The sequence below is a fragment of the Paenibacillus sp. B1-35 genome (assembly GCF_050474385.1).
GTDB lineage: Bacteria > Bacillota > Bacilli > Paenibacillales > Paenibacillaceae > Paenibacillus_B > Paenibacillus_B alvei.
This window is the reverse complement of record NZ_JBCHVJ010000002.1, coordinates 283,874-300,904: the sequence shown is the minus strand read 5'-3', so window position 1 is coordinate 300,904 and position 17,031 is coordinate 283,874. Positions and strand designations below refer to the sequence as shown.

Below are 17,031 nucleotides of genomic sequence, written 5' to 3'. Positions count from 1 at the left end.
AACAATTGATTACAGTTCACATGCCTGCCCTGCATCGAAAAAGTACAGCACCTTGCGGTCGACTGGGCGATGGAAGATCTGCTCAATTGCGCGCGCGTATAAATTCAACTGGAAGCGATAGTGCTCCGTCAAGGCCTTCAGACCGCCCCGATCCTCAAGCACCTTATCGGTCTTATAGTCAAGCAGCACGAGCTGTCCCTCCCACTCGAACATGCAATCAATGACCCCTTGGACGAGCACCGTCTCCTCGTCAAGCAAGCCAGAAGCATCTCGTGCCGCGAAGGTGGAGGTTGCGACAAAGCGCTCAATTGACTGTTTCTCCTGTTGGCGGCTGTTTTCCTTCACTATCTCTACCGAATCAACCTCTCCAGACTGTGTCCCTTGCTCAACAGAATCCGGCTCAATGTTGTCTTGCTCAAGCGTCAATTTTCCAGAACCGAAATGCAGCTGTCTCGTCAGCTCAATTGTGTACGCTTCAGCTGCCGTCAGCCCATAGCTGAATGGAAGCTCCCGCTTCACCCATGATGCCTGAACCAATTGACGGCCCACCTCGCTTTGGAAAAAGCCAGCAACCGCAGCCTGATCGATTGCTTCCGCCTGCTTATCCGACATATATTGATGCTGAACCAAGTGCAGCAGCGTAGCTCTAACCGTATCTACTGTTACATCCGAATGAAGAGGCATATGTTGCATGAGCAAATGATACATGGTTCCCCGTTCCGCAGGTGTCACCTTGCTTGCCTCCATGAATTTAGGGCGTTGCAAATGCAGGGTGAATCCCTCTTCGCTGTTAGCAGGAGAAGATCCGGATGCACTGTCCCCTTTCGGCATCACCAAGGATGGAGCATTTTCGATTGAAGCACCGCCTTCCACTATCTCTTCCAACATAGGTAAAAGCTCAGTGTCAGGCTCAGCAACCCATTGATCAGCCGGCCATTCTTCTGATGCTGCCATCCGCTTCATTTCCGTCACCGATGTCTTGGCGGGCAGCAGGCTAGCAATCCGATTCGGATCACGCCATTTAAGGCGTTCATCCAATACTGCCTGCCAATCACTTGCCGGCATCTCCTCCTGCACTTCCAGCCGCGCCAATGCTGCAAGCAGATCTGCCTTATCTTCATCCAGTTCCATCCCGCCAATTGCGGTGCCTGAAGCAAGAATTGCTGCGGACATAATCGACAGGCGCCACTCCGATTGATCCTCCAACAGGCATTCGCCATTGCGATTCGGAAGTCCCGCATAGCGGCGCCATTCAGAAGCAGACTTGTGACGAATGACAGACGGGCCGATCCAATCCATGTAGGAACGTGCCCGCGCAACCATGTAATCAGGCAGCAGCAGGGATTCTACATCAAGAGCCTCTCCCCACTCGCGAATGGCCTTCTCTGGATCATTGACGGTGCCGATTAGAATCATCTTCTCCTTAGGCCGTGTCAAGGCGACGTATAAGACACGCATCTCCTCTGCGAGAAGCTCAAGCTTCATTTGTCTGCGAATCGCCAAGTTTGGCAGCGTCGGATAAGAAACTCGAAGCTCTTCATCAACGAACTTCGGCCCAAAGCCAAGCTGCTTATGCACCAAAAAGGAAGAATTCAAATCTTGTTGATTGAAACGCTTCGATAGTCCCGCAACAAAAACAATGGGGAACTCCAAGCCTTTACTTTTGTGGATGGTCATAATCCGGACAACATCCTCTTGCTCCCCTAATGCGCGGGCAGTTCCCAAGTCCCCGCCTGTGTCGCGCATACGATCAATAAAGCGAAGAAAACGGAACAAACCGCGAATGGAGGAGGATTCGTATTGACGCGCCCGATCATACAGTGCACGCAAATTGGCCTGGCGCTGCATGCCTCCTGCCAATCCACCTACCCATTCATAGTAGCCTGTTTCCCGGTACAGCTGCCAAATGAGCTGCGATAGACTTCCTTGACGAGCTGCTATTCGCCAATGCTCCAGCTTGTATAGGAAGCGGTACAGCTTGTCCTGCAGGTCTAAAGCCTCTGAGGCATCGTTTCCAGCTTGCTTTCCCCCCTCATCTTGCACTGTTCTGCATACTGCGTCATAGAAGGAGATTCCTTTCCCTACAAGCCGAATATGTGCCAGCTCTTCTGGCGTAAGTCCAACGATAGGCGAGCGAAGAACAGCCGCCAGCGGGATATCCTGCTGCGGATTATCAATCACGCGAAGCAATGACAACACAACTTCAACCTCGGTAGCTTGGAAATAGCCCGTATTAAACTCGGCATATGCAGGAATGCCTTCCAATCTAAGCTCCTCTACCATGAGCGGCGCCCAGGCTTGTGTCGCTCGCAGCAATATCACAATATCCCGATACGTCGCCGGACGCATACGCTTCAAGTGCTTGTCGTAGACCAGAAACGGTTCTGTCCCTTCATCCCCAAGCAGTCTGCGGATTCTCCCTGCAATTGCCCTCGCTTCGAGGCGGGCTGTTTCCATTTCAGCCGGGTCAAGCGAAGTCGCTGAGGATCCATCCATATCCGACTCTTCATCCTCATTCTCATCTGCAGCAGCCTCCGTGTCTGCCCCTGCGCTCGCCTTCTCAATCAATACCAGTTCGGTTGCATAGTTCTGGCGCTCTGCAAGCTGCTCGCTATCGGGTTCCCGCTGAGCGGCGCGCAATTCCTCGCTGATATCCTCCAACGTCGGGTAGGAAGCGCCGCATACAAGTTCAGCGGCCTCATCATATTTCAGCTCAGCGACTCGCTCGTTCATAATTTGTCGGAACAGCATATTGACTGCATCGACGACCCCTTGTCGGCTGCGGAAGTTGCGCGCCAAGTCAATACGGATTCCCTTATGCTCGCTGCTGTCTGAAGAATACGATTCATATTTGCTCAGGAACAGCCCTGGCTCAGCAAGACGGAAGCGATAAATGCTTTGCTTCACGTCTCCAACCATAAAGCGATTACCTGCGCCGGAACGCGTAATCAGATTCACAATCGCTTCCTGAACCATATTGGTATCCTGATATTCATCAAGTAAAATTTCAACGTACTGCTCTTCATACTGTCTGGCTGCTTCGGATGGAATGGTGTGATCCGGCGTCGAGCTCGGATCACGTAGAATGCGGAGGCAATAATGCTCCAAATCTGAAAAATCAAGCCATCCCTTTTTGCGTTTGGCTTCCTCGAAGCGTATGCCGAATTCAATCACGACATCCGCGAGCGTATGCATAACTGGTGCAATGACAGTCAGTTCCTGCAAAAATTGCTCCGGAGTTCTGCGAAACAATTCGTCCCGCAACTGCTGAAGCCGAGCTTTTGCTTGATCGCGAAGACGCTTTACCTGCTCCTGCAGCGATTTATCATACTTATCCCCCCGGCACGCAGCCAATCGACCAAACGACAGCAGATCAAATGAAGCATGCAGCTCCTCCCACGGTTCATTCTCAGCCGCCTCGGCCAAGGCCGCTGCTCCTGACAGCTCCTGAATAAGTGCCTCCCGATACGGTTCAGGTCCGCCAGGGGCATCCAACAATCGATACGCCTGCCGCAGCAGCTCTACAATTCCGTTCAAGGTCAAGCGTGCATCCTGCATGACGCTCGCCACCCAAGGCGTACGACCCAGTTCGTCCACCGATTTCACTTCGAACGAAGCGGCCATTTCCTTCATCCAATCATCCGGCCAAGGGTGGCTGCGCGAGAAGTCATACAGCTGTTGAACTAAGCGAAATGCAGCTTCATCGCTGCGTTCTCCGCTGAACCAATCAACCATTCGCTTGAACTCCACGTGTCCGTCTGCATAGCGCTGCTCGAACAATTCTTCCAATACATCCTGCCGCAGCAGCTCTGTCTCGGTTTCATTCGAAATCCGGAAAGCCGGATCAAGCTGCACAGATTGGAAATGACGTTGAATCACTTCAAGGCAGAAGGAGTGCAGCGTTGTGATGGAAGCACGATTCAATAGCGCCAGCTGACGGCGAAGATGCTCTGAATCCGGCTTTGCCTCCAATTCCCGCTCCAGAGCAAGCCGAATCCGCTCTCTCATTTCAGATGCGGCCGCTTTTGTAAACGTTGCGACAAGCAGCTGATCGACATGAACAGGATGCTTCTCATCACGAATCGTCCGGATGATGCGTTCAACGAGCACAGCTGTTTTCCCTGAACCGGCCGCAGCAGCGACAAGCACATTTTGCCCCCCGTCGACGACAGCGCGCCATTGCTCGTCTGTCCAGGTGCTCCCTTTCGGCTTGCCTGGAAGCACCCTTACTGTAGACGATGCCTGATTCTCATCCGAACGAGACGATACCCAATCCAGCAAATCAAGCTCCAGATCCTGCTTATCGTCCAGAATCTCACTTTCGTTCTTATTTTCGCGCTGATCCATCCTCGTCTTCCCCTCCTTCCATCTTCATCCATACTTCTTCCTTCGTCATCCGCGGCAATACATGATATTCATTGCCCTCGGTCAACTCATCGAACTGGCATACAGGTTTATAGCTGCAAAAATCACACGCCTTCTTTGTACCAAGGCGATACGGATCAATGCGAACGTCGCCATCGGTAATGCGGGTTCCGATATCTTGAATCACATGGCGTGCCGTTCCGCGCAGCATATCCCACTGTTCTGTAGTTGCAACAGAGGCATTGCTGTAAAACGAACCGTCCGCCTTTACCGCTACGGGAAGAACGTCCGAATATCCTTTTTCAAGCGGCTCATCCATCAAGGACACTACCTCTCGATCCGCTAGGACGAGTCCGCGCATTTTATATTTCTTCATCATTTGCTCGTAAGCTTGCTCCACACTCATTCCATTCGCAGCCTGCAATAGCGGATTGTGAACATGGAAATAGAGTGTGCCTGCAGGCAATGCCGCCGTTCCAAGCCACATTTCCGCATATGTGATCAACACATCCAAATAAGTGAGCATTTGCAGCGACAACCCATAATACACTTCCTGCAGCTTCAAATCTGTCGCACTTGATTTGTAATCGATCACGCGCAGAAGAACGCCTCGCTCGCTTTCCGCCTTGTCGACTCGGTCAATGCGGCCGATGATCTCCATCGTGCATCCATTGCTAAGTGTGAAACGAAGCGGCGGCAGCAGCTTATCTGGCCCAAAATCCAACTCCAGCCCAATCGGCTCAAAACGGCCTCTTCGCGCATGCTCCCCAAGCACAGAAGCCGCACGTCCTACAATTCGCTTCAACTTGAGGGAAATATGCTCATAGCGCTTCGAGCTCAGCAGGATTTCCCCCTGTAGCCTTGGAGCAAGCATATCTACAATGCGATCCGCTTCTGCCCGGCATTCATCCGCAGACAGAGCCGCCCATGTGCGGTTCGAGCTTTGCAAATCTATCGCAAAACGGCTGAGTGCCGCATGGAACAGCTGCCCAATATCCGGCGCCTCCAATCGATATACCCGACGCTCCTTCAACTTTAAGCCATGGGAAGCGAAATGCGAGAATGGACAGGCAACGAAACGCTCCATGCGAGACACACTCGTCCGCAAAGCAGTGCCGTACAAGTGACGGCTCGTTACCGGAGTAAGCGCCTCTGCCTGATTGCGATACAAGAGTGAGCTCATCAGCACCTTCAGTCGATCATGCCAAGCTGGCTGCGCTGCAAACCAGCGGTATACATCCCACCACACATTAGCGATCGGCCTTCCTTGACGCCATTGACGCAGCTGGACGATCAAGTGCTTGAGCGCAGATTCTGGATAGACGGCGAATTCCGCTTGCTCCTGTTCATTCATAAACTCGTTCGGCTCAGCCATGACGAGCCGTTCTTGCACACGCGGGAACATGCTGCGCACATGCCGCACCACCTCGGACGGCAGCAGGGTCTTTCCTTCTTCATCAGCGAGCGCATAACTAATCCATAAACTTCTGCTGGGAGTAGCAAAAGATTGATAGATTAAGAAACGCTCATCCAAAAGCTTGCGGCGAACGCCCGGCGCAAGCTCCATGCCAATTTGCTGCAGCGTATCCCGTTCATGCTCGGTGAGCACTCCATCCTCAATCGGCCGCGCTGGTATAACGCCATCATTTACGCCTAACATATATAAATGCATAATTTGGCCTGGTCTTGTCCGATCCATCGAAGCAATGAGCACCTGATCAAGCGCAGGCGGCACAAGCGCCATTTTGATGCTCTCGAATCCAGTATCGAGCATGCCGCCGAACAATTCTATACTCATCTTCTCTTCGCCAACCATTTCAACCATTTGATCCAAAATGTCTAAGAGCGAGCCCCATATTTGCCGATGCTCCCGCGATAACTGGACATCCCCATCAAGCAGAGCATCCTGACTCATGCGCTCCAGCTTGTGAGGTACGCCAAGCGCCATCCAGAAGGAGTACAGGGCTTCGCACATGCCTCGCACATTCGAGCTTGCCTTCATCGAGCGTGCAAGCTCGGCAATCGGCTCGGCAATGATGCTGCGGCAATGCTCCACCCATTCTGGCGCATGTTTTGGTTTTTCCGCAGCATCGGCTTCTTCTTCCGTACGCTCCGCCGCTCCATCGGCATGATCCGGATCGAGCGACAGGTCTGGCAGCACGGGCCACGGACGCTTATTCGTCCACATCGTCCCTTCAATGCCGCAAGCAAGCACATAGTTCTCCAGCTTGTCAAAATGCTCTCTTGTTATCGAGGCGTCGTCAGGCAGCAGAAAGTCTGTTTTGACAAATCGAAATACAGCATCGTATTTCCAATTGCCTATCAATATATCAAGCACAGCCCGCGTCATTTCGACAAAAGGATGATGTAAAACTGATTTCTTCTGATCCGTAAAGTATGGAATCCCCGCTTCCGTGAACACCGTATCAATCAGCTCGCCATAATGCGCAATATTTCGCACCATAACCGCCATGTCTCTCCAGCGGACTTGTTCATTGCGCACACGGCTCAGCATATCTCTAGCTATCGCTTCAACCTCTGCGCGGCGATGAACAGCAGCCTGCACGGTAATCTCCTGTTCATCTTTACGGGCAGGCGGATGCCCATCCTTGATCTTGCTTGCCGCGGCGGCATTTTCCGACTCGCGATACTTTACTTTGCGCTCGAAGTTCCGCTCCAGATGAGCGAGCATGGGCGATGCCGCATAACGTGGAAGCGGATCTTCCTGCGGCTCCAGCTTCGTGATGCGCCCGATCTCTACACCGAGGGTGTCGGCGATTTCGCGCAGCTTCAGCATCGTAGTAGCCGTCGGGTGGAACAAGTTCAGCTCATGCGGAACCTCGCCTAGCTCATACGCCTTGTCCAGACACAGCGTCACGTTCACATTAGGCGCATGAAGAATAAGGGAAGCGAGAACTGCATATTCCTGTGGGGTAAATCCATGAAACCCGTCAATCCAAATATCAGCATTCTTTACATACTTCGATGCTGCAACCCCCTCGGACAGCTTGGCAAGCACATCTTCGCCATCCAAATAGCGGCCAGCCAATTCCGATTCGAATTCGTGCAGAATGCTGGATATGTCTCGCAACTTCGCGGACAGCAGCGGCTGGCCGGTCATATGCGCATCCAAAAAAGCGAGATGCTCATCCACCTCACTGGGTTCCACTCGATATCGCTTCATTTCATCAAAGAGATCATTTAGTTTCTCAATAAATCCAAATTGCTCCGCCGCACCAGCGAATAAAGGCAAATCCGACTTGCGGTGCTGCAAGATTTTGTACAGCAGCATCTTCTTGCCTTCTTCATTGATAGGAGTCAGTGCTGTGCCGCCCGTTTCCTGCATTACCCGATACGCAAGACGACGGAAGCTCAGCACTTGCGCTCTCATAATGCCCGCGATTCCTTCCTCGCGAATGAGCGCATGTTCTGCTTGAAAAGTTGCCTGTTCAGGCACTATCCATATGATCGGAGTCCCGTCCGCTTTACTCCGAAGCTCATCTCGTACTTGTCTCAATACATGCTCCGTCTTGCCACTGCCGGAACGACCGATGACAAAATGCAACGGCAAAGTGATCCCTCCATTTCCCTGATTACGATTCATGGCATCTGCTTGCCACGATGTGATAAACTATAATCAAACCAATAAATGGTATATATTTTCGAATACAGCCGATTCTAGCATTAGGTTTCATTATACCATAATCCAATCTGTCGATAGAACACATGTTTGGAAAAGATGCCGATATTCGCCAATCGCTTCCTGTGATAGACATCATTTCACGAGGAAGGCGGGATCGAAGACGAGGCTCATGTTCAACATACCCTCTAATTCGAACAAGGAGGCTGATTGTCATGATTCATATTGTCAACGGGGAGTGCACTGCCAGACAACTAAGCAGCATTGCTGAACAGCGATGGAAAGAGAAGGTATGGGTATATTCTGAACTGCTGACCGAAGGCCCTGTATATGCAAGGCTAGAGCAGTATTTAGCGTATCGGGCTTTGCAACTGGAGCGCATGTGCGGACTGCCTTCAACTGTTTTTTTGCAGAGAGGAAATGAACAGGAACGTTCGTGGAAATCTGATATTTTACCCGCTAATGAGATTGCATTATGGTTCGAACACGATTTGTTTGACATTACAATGCTACTCCGCTTAGTGGATCGCCTAACACAGGAAAATGCGAACGCCAAACTTTACTGGGTCGATATTGCATCGATCGCTGAGCATGATCGCTATCTCGGATTTGGCGCGTTGACAGGAGAACAATTGGCTCCTTATCGCGACACTGCCATTTTACTGACCGCAGAGCGTATCGAATGGATGCGATCAGCATGGATCGCATATACGAGTCCAAATCCGCTTAAAATTGCGCAATGGGTTAACGATGCCAGTTCCGTATCTGCCCCATTCTGCGCTATTAGGGAAGCGCTTCAGTTCCATCTTTCCCGTTATCCATCCGTACAGGATGGAATGGGAATTGTCGAGCGAATCACACTGCATGCCGTTAAGGATGGAACTGCTTCCTTTCAACAATGCTACGACATTGTTCGCAAGCAGCTGCCGGAATACGGACTAGGGGATTTGCAATTCTGGGGCTACCTGCGCAGATTGACAAGTGGCGATGCTCCTCTGCTTGAGCTGTCTCCAAGCTCGTCCCCATTGCCTGAACCTTTCCAGTCCTCTGCTGCGAATGACGGGCAGTTGTTCGTAACCGACAATGGCCAACAGGTGCTGAACGGCACACTCAACTGGGCGCAAGTCGGTGGATATGGACGCTGGCTGGGCGGTGCATTTATAACTCGCACTGCAGTCGGAATAAAATAGCAGCAAGATGAAATCTTTAAACGGATACGATTTTGAACATGTACGTATGCAAAAGAAGCGCCGTGCATTGTAGACCAATCCGATCTGGTCTACAGCGCATAGCGCTTTTCACGTAAATCCCTTCAATTGCAGCGGAAGAGCCGCATAAAATACTACTTCGTGCGAACCTCGAAAATAGCGAACTTCAAATAATGTCCTTCATCAACACCCGCAATTTGCGGGTGATCCTTGCCCGCAGGGCGCCATTCCACAAGACGAAGCACCTTGCCCGCATCCTGTGCCGCATCCAATATCGACTGCATGAACATGTCTGGCCGCATATGATAAGAGCAGCTTGCCGTTACCAAATAGCCGCCATCATTAACGAGCTTCATGCCGTGCAGATTAATATCCTTGTATCCGCGATACGCCCCCTCAACAGCGCCTCGCGTTTTTGCGAAGGCGGGAGGATCCAGTACGACAACATCCCACGTACGTCCGCCGCCAGCGGTCATCGGCTTCGAAGTATCTACCTTCTTCGCACCGGCTTCTCCACTCGCCCGCTGTGCACGCTCCTCCAAGCCGTGAACCTGCTCGCGCAAGTAGGCGAAGGCATCCGCAACGACAAACTCTACACGCTCTGTAAAACCATTCAATTCAACATTGCGCTTCGCACTCTCGATCGCATGCTCGGAAATATCGAGACAAGTGACCTTCTTGGCCCCATATTTACAAGCATTCAGTGTGAAGCTTCCCGTATGAGAGAAGCATTCCAGCACAGTCGCTCCATCCCACCAAGGGAAGGTAACCGGCTTGCCCTTTGCATTAAGCGGCAGCGTCTGCACAGTTCCATCCTCTGCTTCTACTTCACCCAATCGGATGCCGCTGCGGGCTCCCCAGCCTGTCATGAGCGGGGCAATGGAAGCGCGGTTCTCACGCTGATCGAAGAAGTAGCCAGTCTTCTGTCCTTCTACAATATCCACTTCGATGAGAAGCCCGTTCTCCTCCACTTGAATATGACGCGGGCAATCTCCGTACAGAATACCTGTCTTCAGTTCAAGTCCTTCCCGCTCGCGAATTGGCACATCACTGCGCTCGTAGATGCCGCGCGGCTGCATGACATCTACCAAAGCTGCAACCAAAGCCTCCCGATGCACATCCATACCGAGTGTCACGATTTGCACGACGAGAACATCACCAAAGCGATCGACGATGAGTCCCGGCAGGAAGTCGGCTTCTCCATACACAAGACGATATGCCGCAGCTCCAGGCAAGAAGCGCTGGCGATGAGCGACACAGCGTTCAATCCGTTCCTTGAAGAAGACTTCATCCATCGCTTCAATCGGTTCATAGGACACGATCCGAACCGTAATTTGCGATGCAGGATTATAATATCCTGTTGCGATATACTTCCCTTGGGCGTTCTGGACATCCACAAGCGTTCCTGGCTGCGGGTTACCTTCTACCACCTCTATTTCCGATTGATACACCCATGGATGAGAGCGTTCAATTCTCTTTTTCCGCGAACGGATTAATTTTACAAAAGGCCTATTCAATTACAGTTCTCCTCTCGGCTCCCATAGCTTGTCATGGCTGTCCACTCGCAAGCATAGAATGGATAACGTATTGCGATGAATGATCAATGACAAAGGAGCCCTTCATGTTCAAAGAAATTTGGTTCCCGCTCCTTGGCGGGTTGGCACTGTTTCTGTTTGGAATGAAAACGATGGAGCTTGCCCTTCATGCTTGGGCAGGCCCTTATTTGCATCGATTTCTGCACAGCTCGACCCGAACCCCGCTTCACGGTATGCTGTTTAGCACAGGCATGACAGCCGTGCTGCAAAGCAGCACAGCCATCACAGTCATAACGATTGGCTTGGTCAATGCGGGTATTATAAACTTCTCCCGCACGCTCGGCATTATATTAGGAACAAACATTGGCACCTGTTTGACGACTGAACTGATTGGTCTTAATATAAGTCAATTTGCAGCGCCGCTCCTCTATCTGTCCATAGCTGGATGGCTGATGGGAGCATTGGTCGATGAATATCAGCCTAGGCTTCTGCAACACTTTTCCTCTTGGATGCGGCCGCTCCAGTACGGATCTCTTGCCACAGCCGGCTTCGCCTTTATCATGCTGGGCATAGAGTGGATGAAGAAAATTAGCGAGCCGCTCCAGCAGCGCGGCTTATTCACATGGTTCCTAGAACGTTCAAGCGACAGTCTGCTCTGGGCTCTGGCTGCGGGCATCGTCATTACAGCGCTCGTGCACAGTAGTGCAGCAATCATTGCCATGGCGATGGGATTGTCAGCAACCGGAGCATTGCCTGTTGAAGTAGGCATCGCGATAGCAATCGGCTCTAATGTCGGCACCTGCTTCACCGCTGTCATCGCCTCTCTCGGCGGAACGAAAAGCGGCCAGTTCGTCGCCTGGTCCCACGTCACATTAAATATCGGTGGTGCCATCTTATTCTATCCCTTTATCAACCAAATTGGGCAGCTGAGCGCAGCTTTCTCCTCAGATGCAGCCGGCCAGATTGCACATGCCCAATCGATATTTAATATTGCGAGCTCCCTGCTGGCCCTGCCTTTGTGCTACTTGCCGGTATGGAGCCGAATCCGTTAATAATTGCAATGCCGGAGCTTGTTCCGATGCGCGTTGCACCAGCTTTAATCATTGCGAGGGCTGAGGCAGTGTCCCGAATACCGCCAGATGCCTTGACACCCAATCGAGAGGATACATGTGCCCGCAAAAGACGAATATCTTCGAGGGTTGCCCCGCCCTTGCCAAATCCAGTTGACGTCTTGACAAAATGAGCACCCGCCGATTCTGATGCTTTGCAAGCCGCAATTTTTTGCTTCGTATTAAGAATGCCCGTTTCCAATATGACCTTGACGATCGCGCGTCCTTCTACCATTCGAACGACCTGAGCAATATCCTGCTCCACAGCCTTCACATCTCCACGTAGAAGGCTTCCAATTTGCAGCACCATATCGATCTCAGCAGCCCCGTCCTCCACGGCACGGGCTGCTTCAAATGCCTTGGCTTGACTGGCAGTGGCTCCCAATGGGAACCCACATACCGCAGCCACATGCACACCTGTTCCATTCAGCAGTTCACGACAGGCTGATACCCAAAACCCGTTGACGCATACACTGTAAAAGTGGAATCGACTCGCCTCCGAACACAGTTTCTCGATATCGCGCAATGCCGCCTCCGGCTTAAGCAAGGTGTGATCGATATATTGTGCCAATTGAAGTTGATCCGTCATGCATACTCTCTCCTTCCGGCAATGTGCAGAGGATTAAAGATTTACGGATACGGACAATTCTTCAAAAGCTTTTTGCAGGATGTGATCGTTGTTATCATATCCGAGCTCCCGCTGCTTCTCCCATGCTTCCTGTGGACGATACCACTCTACGCTGCGAATTTCCTCAATTTGCGCATGGAGCTTGCCTTCCTCTGCCTCAACGAGGAAATAATGCACCTCTTTATCAATTGTACCCGCTTGTGGTTGTACATATTGATAATAAATGGTATCGAGTTTTTTATCGATACGTCCACGAATCCCAGTCTCTTCCCATATTTCCCGCAAAGCAGTCTGTTCAATCGTCTCCCCTGCTTCCATCTTGCCTTTGGCTAGCGATATTTTGCCATAGCGATCTTGGATGAGCTGAATTTCCAGCTCTTCTCCTCTTCTGCGGTATACGACTCCTCCTGCTGATACTTCCTTCATATGCGCACCTCCATCAAATTCATAACTCGTATGTATATATCCTAACCGAAAAGAAAGAGGATTTCATCCATTCAGCCAAGCGCCAAACGGAGAATCCTCCTCGATTCCTTATTCAGTAGTTTCGGTTATTTGTGTCTGTAGTTTCTTGCCGTTCATCTATTTCTGGCTGTCCTTCATGCTGCTGAACTGTACAATTAGGAAGCAACATTCGGCTCCTGACCGATGACGCGTGTAAGGACGCCTTGATTCTCATTCACGCCCGCTTCTGTAATTTTTACGCGGCAGACTTGGCCAATTAAGGATTCATCTCCTTCAAAGATCACTTGAAGGTAATTGTCCGAGTAACCCATCAGCATGCCAGCACCTTGGTCGCCTTTCGTATTCCGTTCCGGAATGACATCGACGACTTGTCCAACGAACTGCTTCGCGTATTCCAGCTGCATTTGTTCAGACAGATCAATCAGCTCATGAACGCGAGCATGCTTCACCTCTTCATCCACTTGATCCTCCATGCGCGCAGCCGGAGTACCTGTGCGCTTCGAATACGGGAATACGTGCATTTCAGAGAAGCCCACTTGCTTCATAAATTCATAGCTTTGACGGAAATGCTCATCCGTTTCGCCTGGGAAGCCAACAATAACGTCTGTCGTAATTGCCACATTCGGCATTGCCTCGCGTATGCGTGCAAGCTTCTCCGCGAATTCCTGTGTTGTATATTTGCGGCGCATGCGCTTCAACACTTCGTCATTGCCCGCTTGAAGCGGAATATGCAGGTGACGGCACATTTTCGAAGACTTGTTCAATACCTCGATCATGCGATCATCAATTTGGCTTGCCTCAATGGAGCTGATGCGAATGCGTTCAAGCCCCTCTACCTTGTCCAAATCCCACAGCAAGTCAGTCAAATCATAATTCTCCATATCGTCGCCGTAGCCGCCGGTATGAATTCCTGTCAAGACGATCTCCTTGTAGCCTGCCGCTACGAGCTGGCGAGCCTGATTCAACACACTCTCCGCTTCACGGCTGCGGGACAGACCGCGCGACCAAGGAATGATGCAGAATGTGCAGAAGTTGTTGCAGCCTTCTTGGATTTTCAAGAACGCGCGCGTCCGCTCTGCGAAGTCTGGCACGTCCAATTCCTCAAACGCCCGAGTTTTCATAATATTCCGCACCGCATTGATCGGCTGGCGCTGCTCATGCAGCTCACGGATGTAATCCATCAACTTTTCGCGATCCTGCGTTCCAATAACGAGATCGACGCCAGGAATATCAAGAATCTCAGCAGGCGATGTTTGCGCATAGCATCCTGTTACCGCAATAATTGCGTCTGGATTGCGACGCACAGCACGGCGAATAATTTGGCGGCTCTTCTTGTCGCCTGTATTCGTTACGGTACACGTATTAATCAGGTACACGTCTGCCGTCTGCTCGAAGTCTACCTGCTCATAGCCTTCATTTTTGAACAATTGCCAAATCGCTTCAGTATCGTAAAAATTGACTTTGCAGCCTAATGTGTAAAATGCTACTGATGGCATCGTTCACATTCCCCCCATTTCTCCAAATTGATACATGATGCAGGCACATGCAGCCATTCCTGCCGTTTCTGCCCGCAGAATGCGGCGGCCTAGGCTGACACATCGTGCTCCAGCTTCCACTGCGGAATGAATTTCCTGCGAAGTAAACCCGCCTTCTGGCCCAATGACAACCATAATGCGTGCTTGCTTCACTGTACGATTCTGCATGTCGCCCTCTGTAGGCGCGAACGCTTCTAATACGTCGCGCAGCATCGTACCCCGCTCATCCTCATAACAAATGAGCACAAGGTCATAAGAAGCAAACTGGGACATCAAAGCCTTCCAATTCATAGATGCTTCAATCGTGGGCACTACATTCCGATGAGACTGCTCAGCAGCCTCCTTCGCAATTTTGCCCCAACGCTCCAAGCGCTTTGCTTCCTTCTTGCTGTCATATTGTACAACCGTCCGTTCAGACACGAACGGCATGAAATGCACGGCACCAATCTCCGTGCATTTCTGAATGATAAGCTCCATTTTATCGCCTTTAGGCAAACTCTGCGCAATTGTCACTTGGACAGACGGCTCTCGGTCAAAGTCTCTCATTTCAACAATTCGAGCTTCTACCCCGTCCGCGCTGCATTGTTCAATCACGACGACCGCTTCACGCTTCTCTCCATCGCTGACCAATATCTCAGCTCCAGGCTTGAGGCGCATTACGTTCATAATATGGTGGGCATCATTGCCCGTAATTTGTATGCTTTCATCTCCGAACTGCTCGGAGGGCACAAAATATTTCTGCATCGTAATCAACATTCCTCATCATACACGTTTTGAGCGGCATCCGCCAGTATTGTCAACATTTTCACTCTAGTCATTGTAAGGACTCAGCCGTATCTTACATAGCCATTTTTAACTGCCTACGATGAACATGGCTGCTCTGGACATTTCCCTCATGATCGGCTGAATCAGACTGAACAAAGGCCCTAATGTCTTATCTCGCAATACCGGGATGAACACGATAAGCAAGAAGATAAAGATCGACCATTGCTCAATTTGCTGCAGCCGGGCACGAACATGAGACGGTGCCAAATCTTCTACAATTCGATAGCCGTCCAGCGGCGGCAGCGGAATTAAGTTGAACAAGAACAGCAGGATATTGTTCGAAATCAAGAAAGACAAGAAATAAAATAATGCCAAGTGAATCCGGTTGCCGGACTCCACATCGACGAATCCTAGTTTAAATCCTAAATGCAGCACCAATGTGCCAACAAATGCTAGTAATAGGTTGCTCAGCGGCCCGACTGCCGATACGACAATCCCCATTGTGCGCGGATTCTTGAAATTGTCCCGATTGACTGGAACAGGTCTTGCCCAACCGAAGCCAGCAATAACGAACAGCAGCATACCAAGAAAATCAATATGCTTCGTGGGATTCAAGCTGACACGGCCGAGCATCTTCGCTGTCGGATCACCGAACTTCCATGCGGAGTAAGCATGAGCAAATTCGTGAACGGTGAATGAAAGCAGCAGCGACAACACTAGAAAGGGCAGCAGCTCCAGCTTGACCACCAGCAGGCTATTTAGAAAATCCATAAAACGTCCCCTCTCCTTTATTCAAACGGCTTGCGCGCCACAAACGCAATCCAGTCCTCTTCACGATGCTTCGCTTCAATGATGAAGCCTTTCGCCAGCAAGTCCTGCTCTACGACGTCTTCTTTATTTTTGTAAATCCCTGACGCAATGTAAACACCGCCAGGCTGCAATGCTTCATATACATCCGTTACGAACAGCAGAATGATTTCCGCCAAAATATTAGCGACTACAATCTGGACAGGAAGCCGTACGCCAAGCGCCTGCTCTTCTGCTGTACCGCTCGTTTTGATAATGCTTAGCAGATCGCCCTCTAGTACGGTAATGGCGTCAGATAACCCGTTCAGGCTGGCGTTCTCCATCGCACTGGATACTGCCACCGGATCCAAATCAATTGCAAGCACATGCTTGGCGCCAAGCTTACAAGCACCGATTGCCAATATACCAGAGCCTGTCCCAACGTCAATGACTTCCTCTCCGCCTTGAACGACACTCTCCAAGGTGCGCAAGCATAGCGAAGTCGTCGGATGCGTCCCCGTTCCGAACGCCATGCCCGGATCCAGCTCAATAATCTGCTCACCCTCTTGCGCCGTATAGGACTCCCATGTTGGCTTGATTGTCAGCCGATCTGTTACGCGAGCTGGTTTGAAATATTGCTTCCATGCATTTGCCCATTCATCTTCATGAACCGTACGCCAAGTAATTAGTGCCTCACCCGGATCTATCTCATAGCTTCTCAGCTCTTCAATCCGCTCACGAATGATTGATTCAACTTCCTTCAAATCAGTGCCGTCTGCAAAATACCCTTGTACGACAGCTTGTCCTTCTGGGATATCGTTCAGCGGCAGCTCATACCATTCCCCATACTTTGTATCGCGCTCCTTGTTAAGGGTCCCCGATTCTTCAATCGTCACGCCTCCAGCGCCAGCTTCATGCAAAAAGTTCGAAATCATCTCAATTGCTTCTTCGGTCGTATGTATCGTTAATTCATGCCAATGCACGATCGTACATCC

The 17,031-nt window shown here is 50.9% G+C and carries 11 protein-coding genes; 2 read left to right on the top strand and 9 right to left on the bottom strand.

Annotated elements, in window-relative coordinates:
• Positions 1 to 9 precede the first annotated feature (9 nt).
• Both ACQ5BJ_RS08805 and addB read right to left on the bottom strand, forming a co-directional pair.
• A complete protein-coding gene (locus ACQ5BJ_RS08805) occupies positions 10 to 4,347 on the bottom strand; it encodes a UvrD-helicase domain-containing protein (protein WP_430110054.1) in 4,338 nt (1,445 codons plus the stop codon).
• Positions 4,328 to 7,936, bottom strand: a complete 3,609-nt coding sequence (gene addB / locus ACQ5BJ_RS08800) for a helicase-exonuclease AddAB subunit AddB (protein WP_430110057.1) — start codon at positions 7,934 to 7,936, stop codon at positions 4,328 to 4,330. The genes ACQ5BJ_RS08805 and addB overlap by 20 nt, the downstream gene beginning before the upstream one ends.
• 284 nt (positions 7,937 to 8,220) lie before the next feature.
• On the opposite strand from addB, the gene ACQ5BJ_RS08795 reads away from it, so the two are divergent.
• The gene (locus ACQ5BJ_RS08795; protein ID WP_430110060.1) at positions 8,221 to 9,195 is read left to right on the top strand and encodes a DUF1835 domain-containing protein; all 975 of its coding nucleotides are present in this window, start codon (positions 8,221 to 8,223) and stop codon (positions 9,193 to 9,195) included.
• 152 nt (positions 9,196 to 9,347) lie between these two features.
• Here ACQ5BJ_RS08795 and ACQ5BJ_RS08790 read toward each other — a convergent pair whose 3' ends face one another.
• Positions 9,348 to 10,730: a class I SAM-dependent rRNA methyltransferase gene (locus ACQ5BJ_RS08790; protein WP_430110063.1), complete on the bottom strand. Its 1,383-nt coding sequence runs from the start codon at positions 10,728 to 10,730 to the stop codon at positions 9,348 to 9,350.
• A gap of 104 nt (positions 10,731 to 10,834) precedes the next feature.
• Here ACQ5BJ_RS08790 and ACQ5BJ_RS08785 point away from each other — a divergent pair, with 104 nt between their 5' ends.
• Positions 10,835 to 11,800 (top strand): Na/Pi cotransporter family protein, encoded by a 966-nt coding sequence (locus tag ACQ5BJ_RS08785; protein ID WP_289354955.1) that lies wholly within the window; start codon positions 10,835 to 10,837, stop codon positions 11,798 to 11,800.
• Here the strand turns inward: ACQ5BJ_RS08785 and deoC are convergent.
• The 6 genes from deoC to prmA all read right to left on the bottom strand — a co-directional run bounded on the left by deoC (position 11,733) and on the right by prmA (position 17,019).
• On the bottom strand, positions 11,733 to 12,446 hold the full coding sequence (gene deoC, locus ACQ5BJ_RS08780) for a deoxyribose-phosphate aldolase (protein WP_367667203.1): 714 nt from the start codon (positions 12,444 to 12,446) through the stop codon (positions 11,733 to 11,735). The two genes, ACQ5BJ_RS08785 and deoC, sit on opposite strands and share 68 nt — an antisense overlap.
• A gap of 33 nt (positions 12,447 to 12,479) precedes the next feature.
• A complete protein-coding gene (locus ACQ5BJ_RS08775) occupies positions 12,480 to 12,911 on the bottom strand; it encodes an NUDIX hydrolase (RefSeq protein ID WP_367667202.1) in 432 nt (143 codons plus the stop codon).
• A 194-nt stretch (positions 12,912 to 13,105) separates the two neighbouring features.
• Positions 13,106 to 14,446, bottom strand: coding sequence for a tRNA (N(6)-L-threonylcarbamoyladenosine(37)-C(2))-methylthiotransferase MtaB (mtaB, locus tag ACQ5BJ_RS08770; RefSeq protein ID WP_430110067.1), 1,341 nt, complete (start codon positions 14,444 to 14,446; stop codon positions 13,106 to 13,108).
• Between the two features lie 3 nt (positions 14,447 to 14,449).
• On the bottom strand, positions 14,450 to 15,229 hold the full coding sequence (locus tag ACQ5BJ_RS08765; RefSeq protein ID WP_005547898.1) for a 16S rRNA (uracil(1498)-N(3))-methyltransferase: 780 nt from the start codon (positions 15,227 to 15,229) through the stop codon (positions 14,450 to 14,452).
• 108 nt (positions 15,230 to 15,337) lie between these two features.
• Positions 15,338 to 16,021 carry a site-2 protease family protein gene (locus ACQ5BJ_RS08760; RefSeq protein ID WP_005547896.1) on the bottom strand — a complete coding sequence of 228 codons (684 nt, stop codon included), beginning with the start codon at positions 16,019 to 16,021 and terminating at the stop codon, positions 15,338 to 15,340.
• Between the two features lie 17 nt (positions 16,022 to 16,038).
• Positions 16,039 to 17,019 (bottom strand): 50S ribosomal protein L11 methyltransferase, encoded by a 981-nt coding sequence (gene prmA, locus ACQ5BJ_RS08755; protein ID WP_430110070.1) that lies wholly within the window; start codon positions 17,017 to 17,019, stop codon positions 16,039 to 16,041.
• Between the last annotated feature and the right edge of the window lie 12 nt (positions 17,020 to 17,031).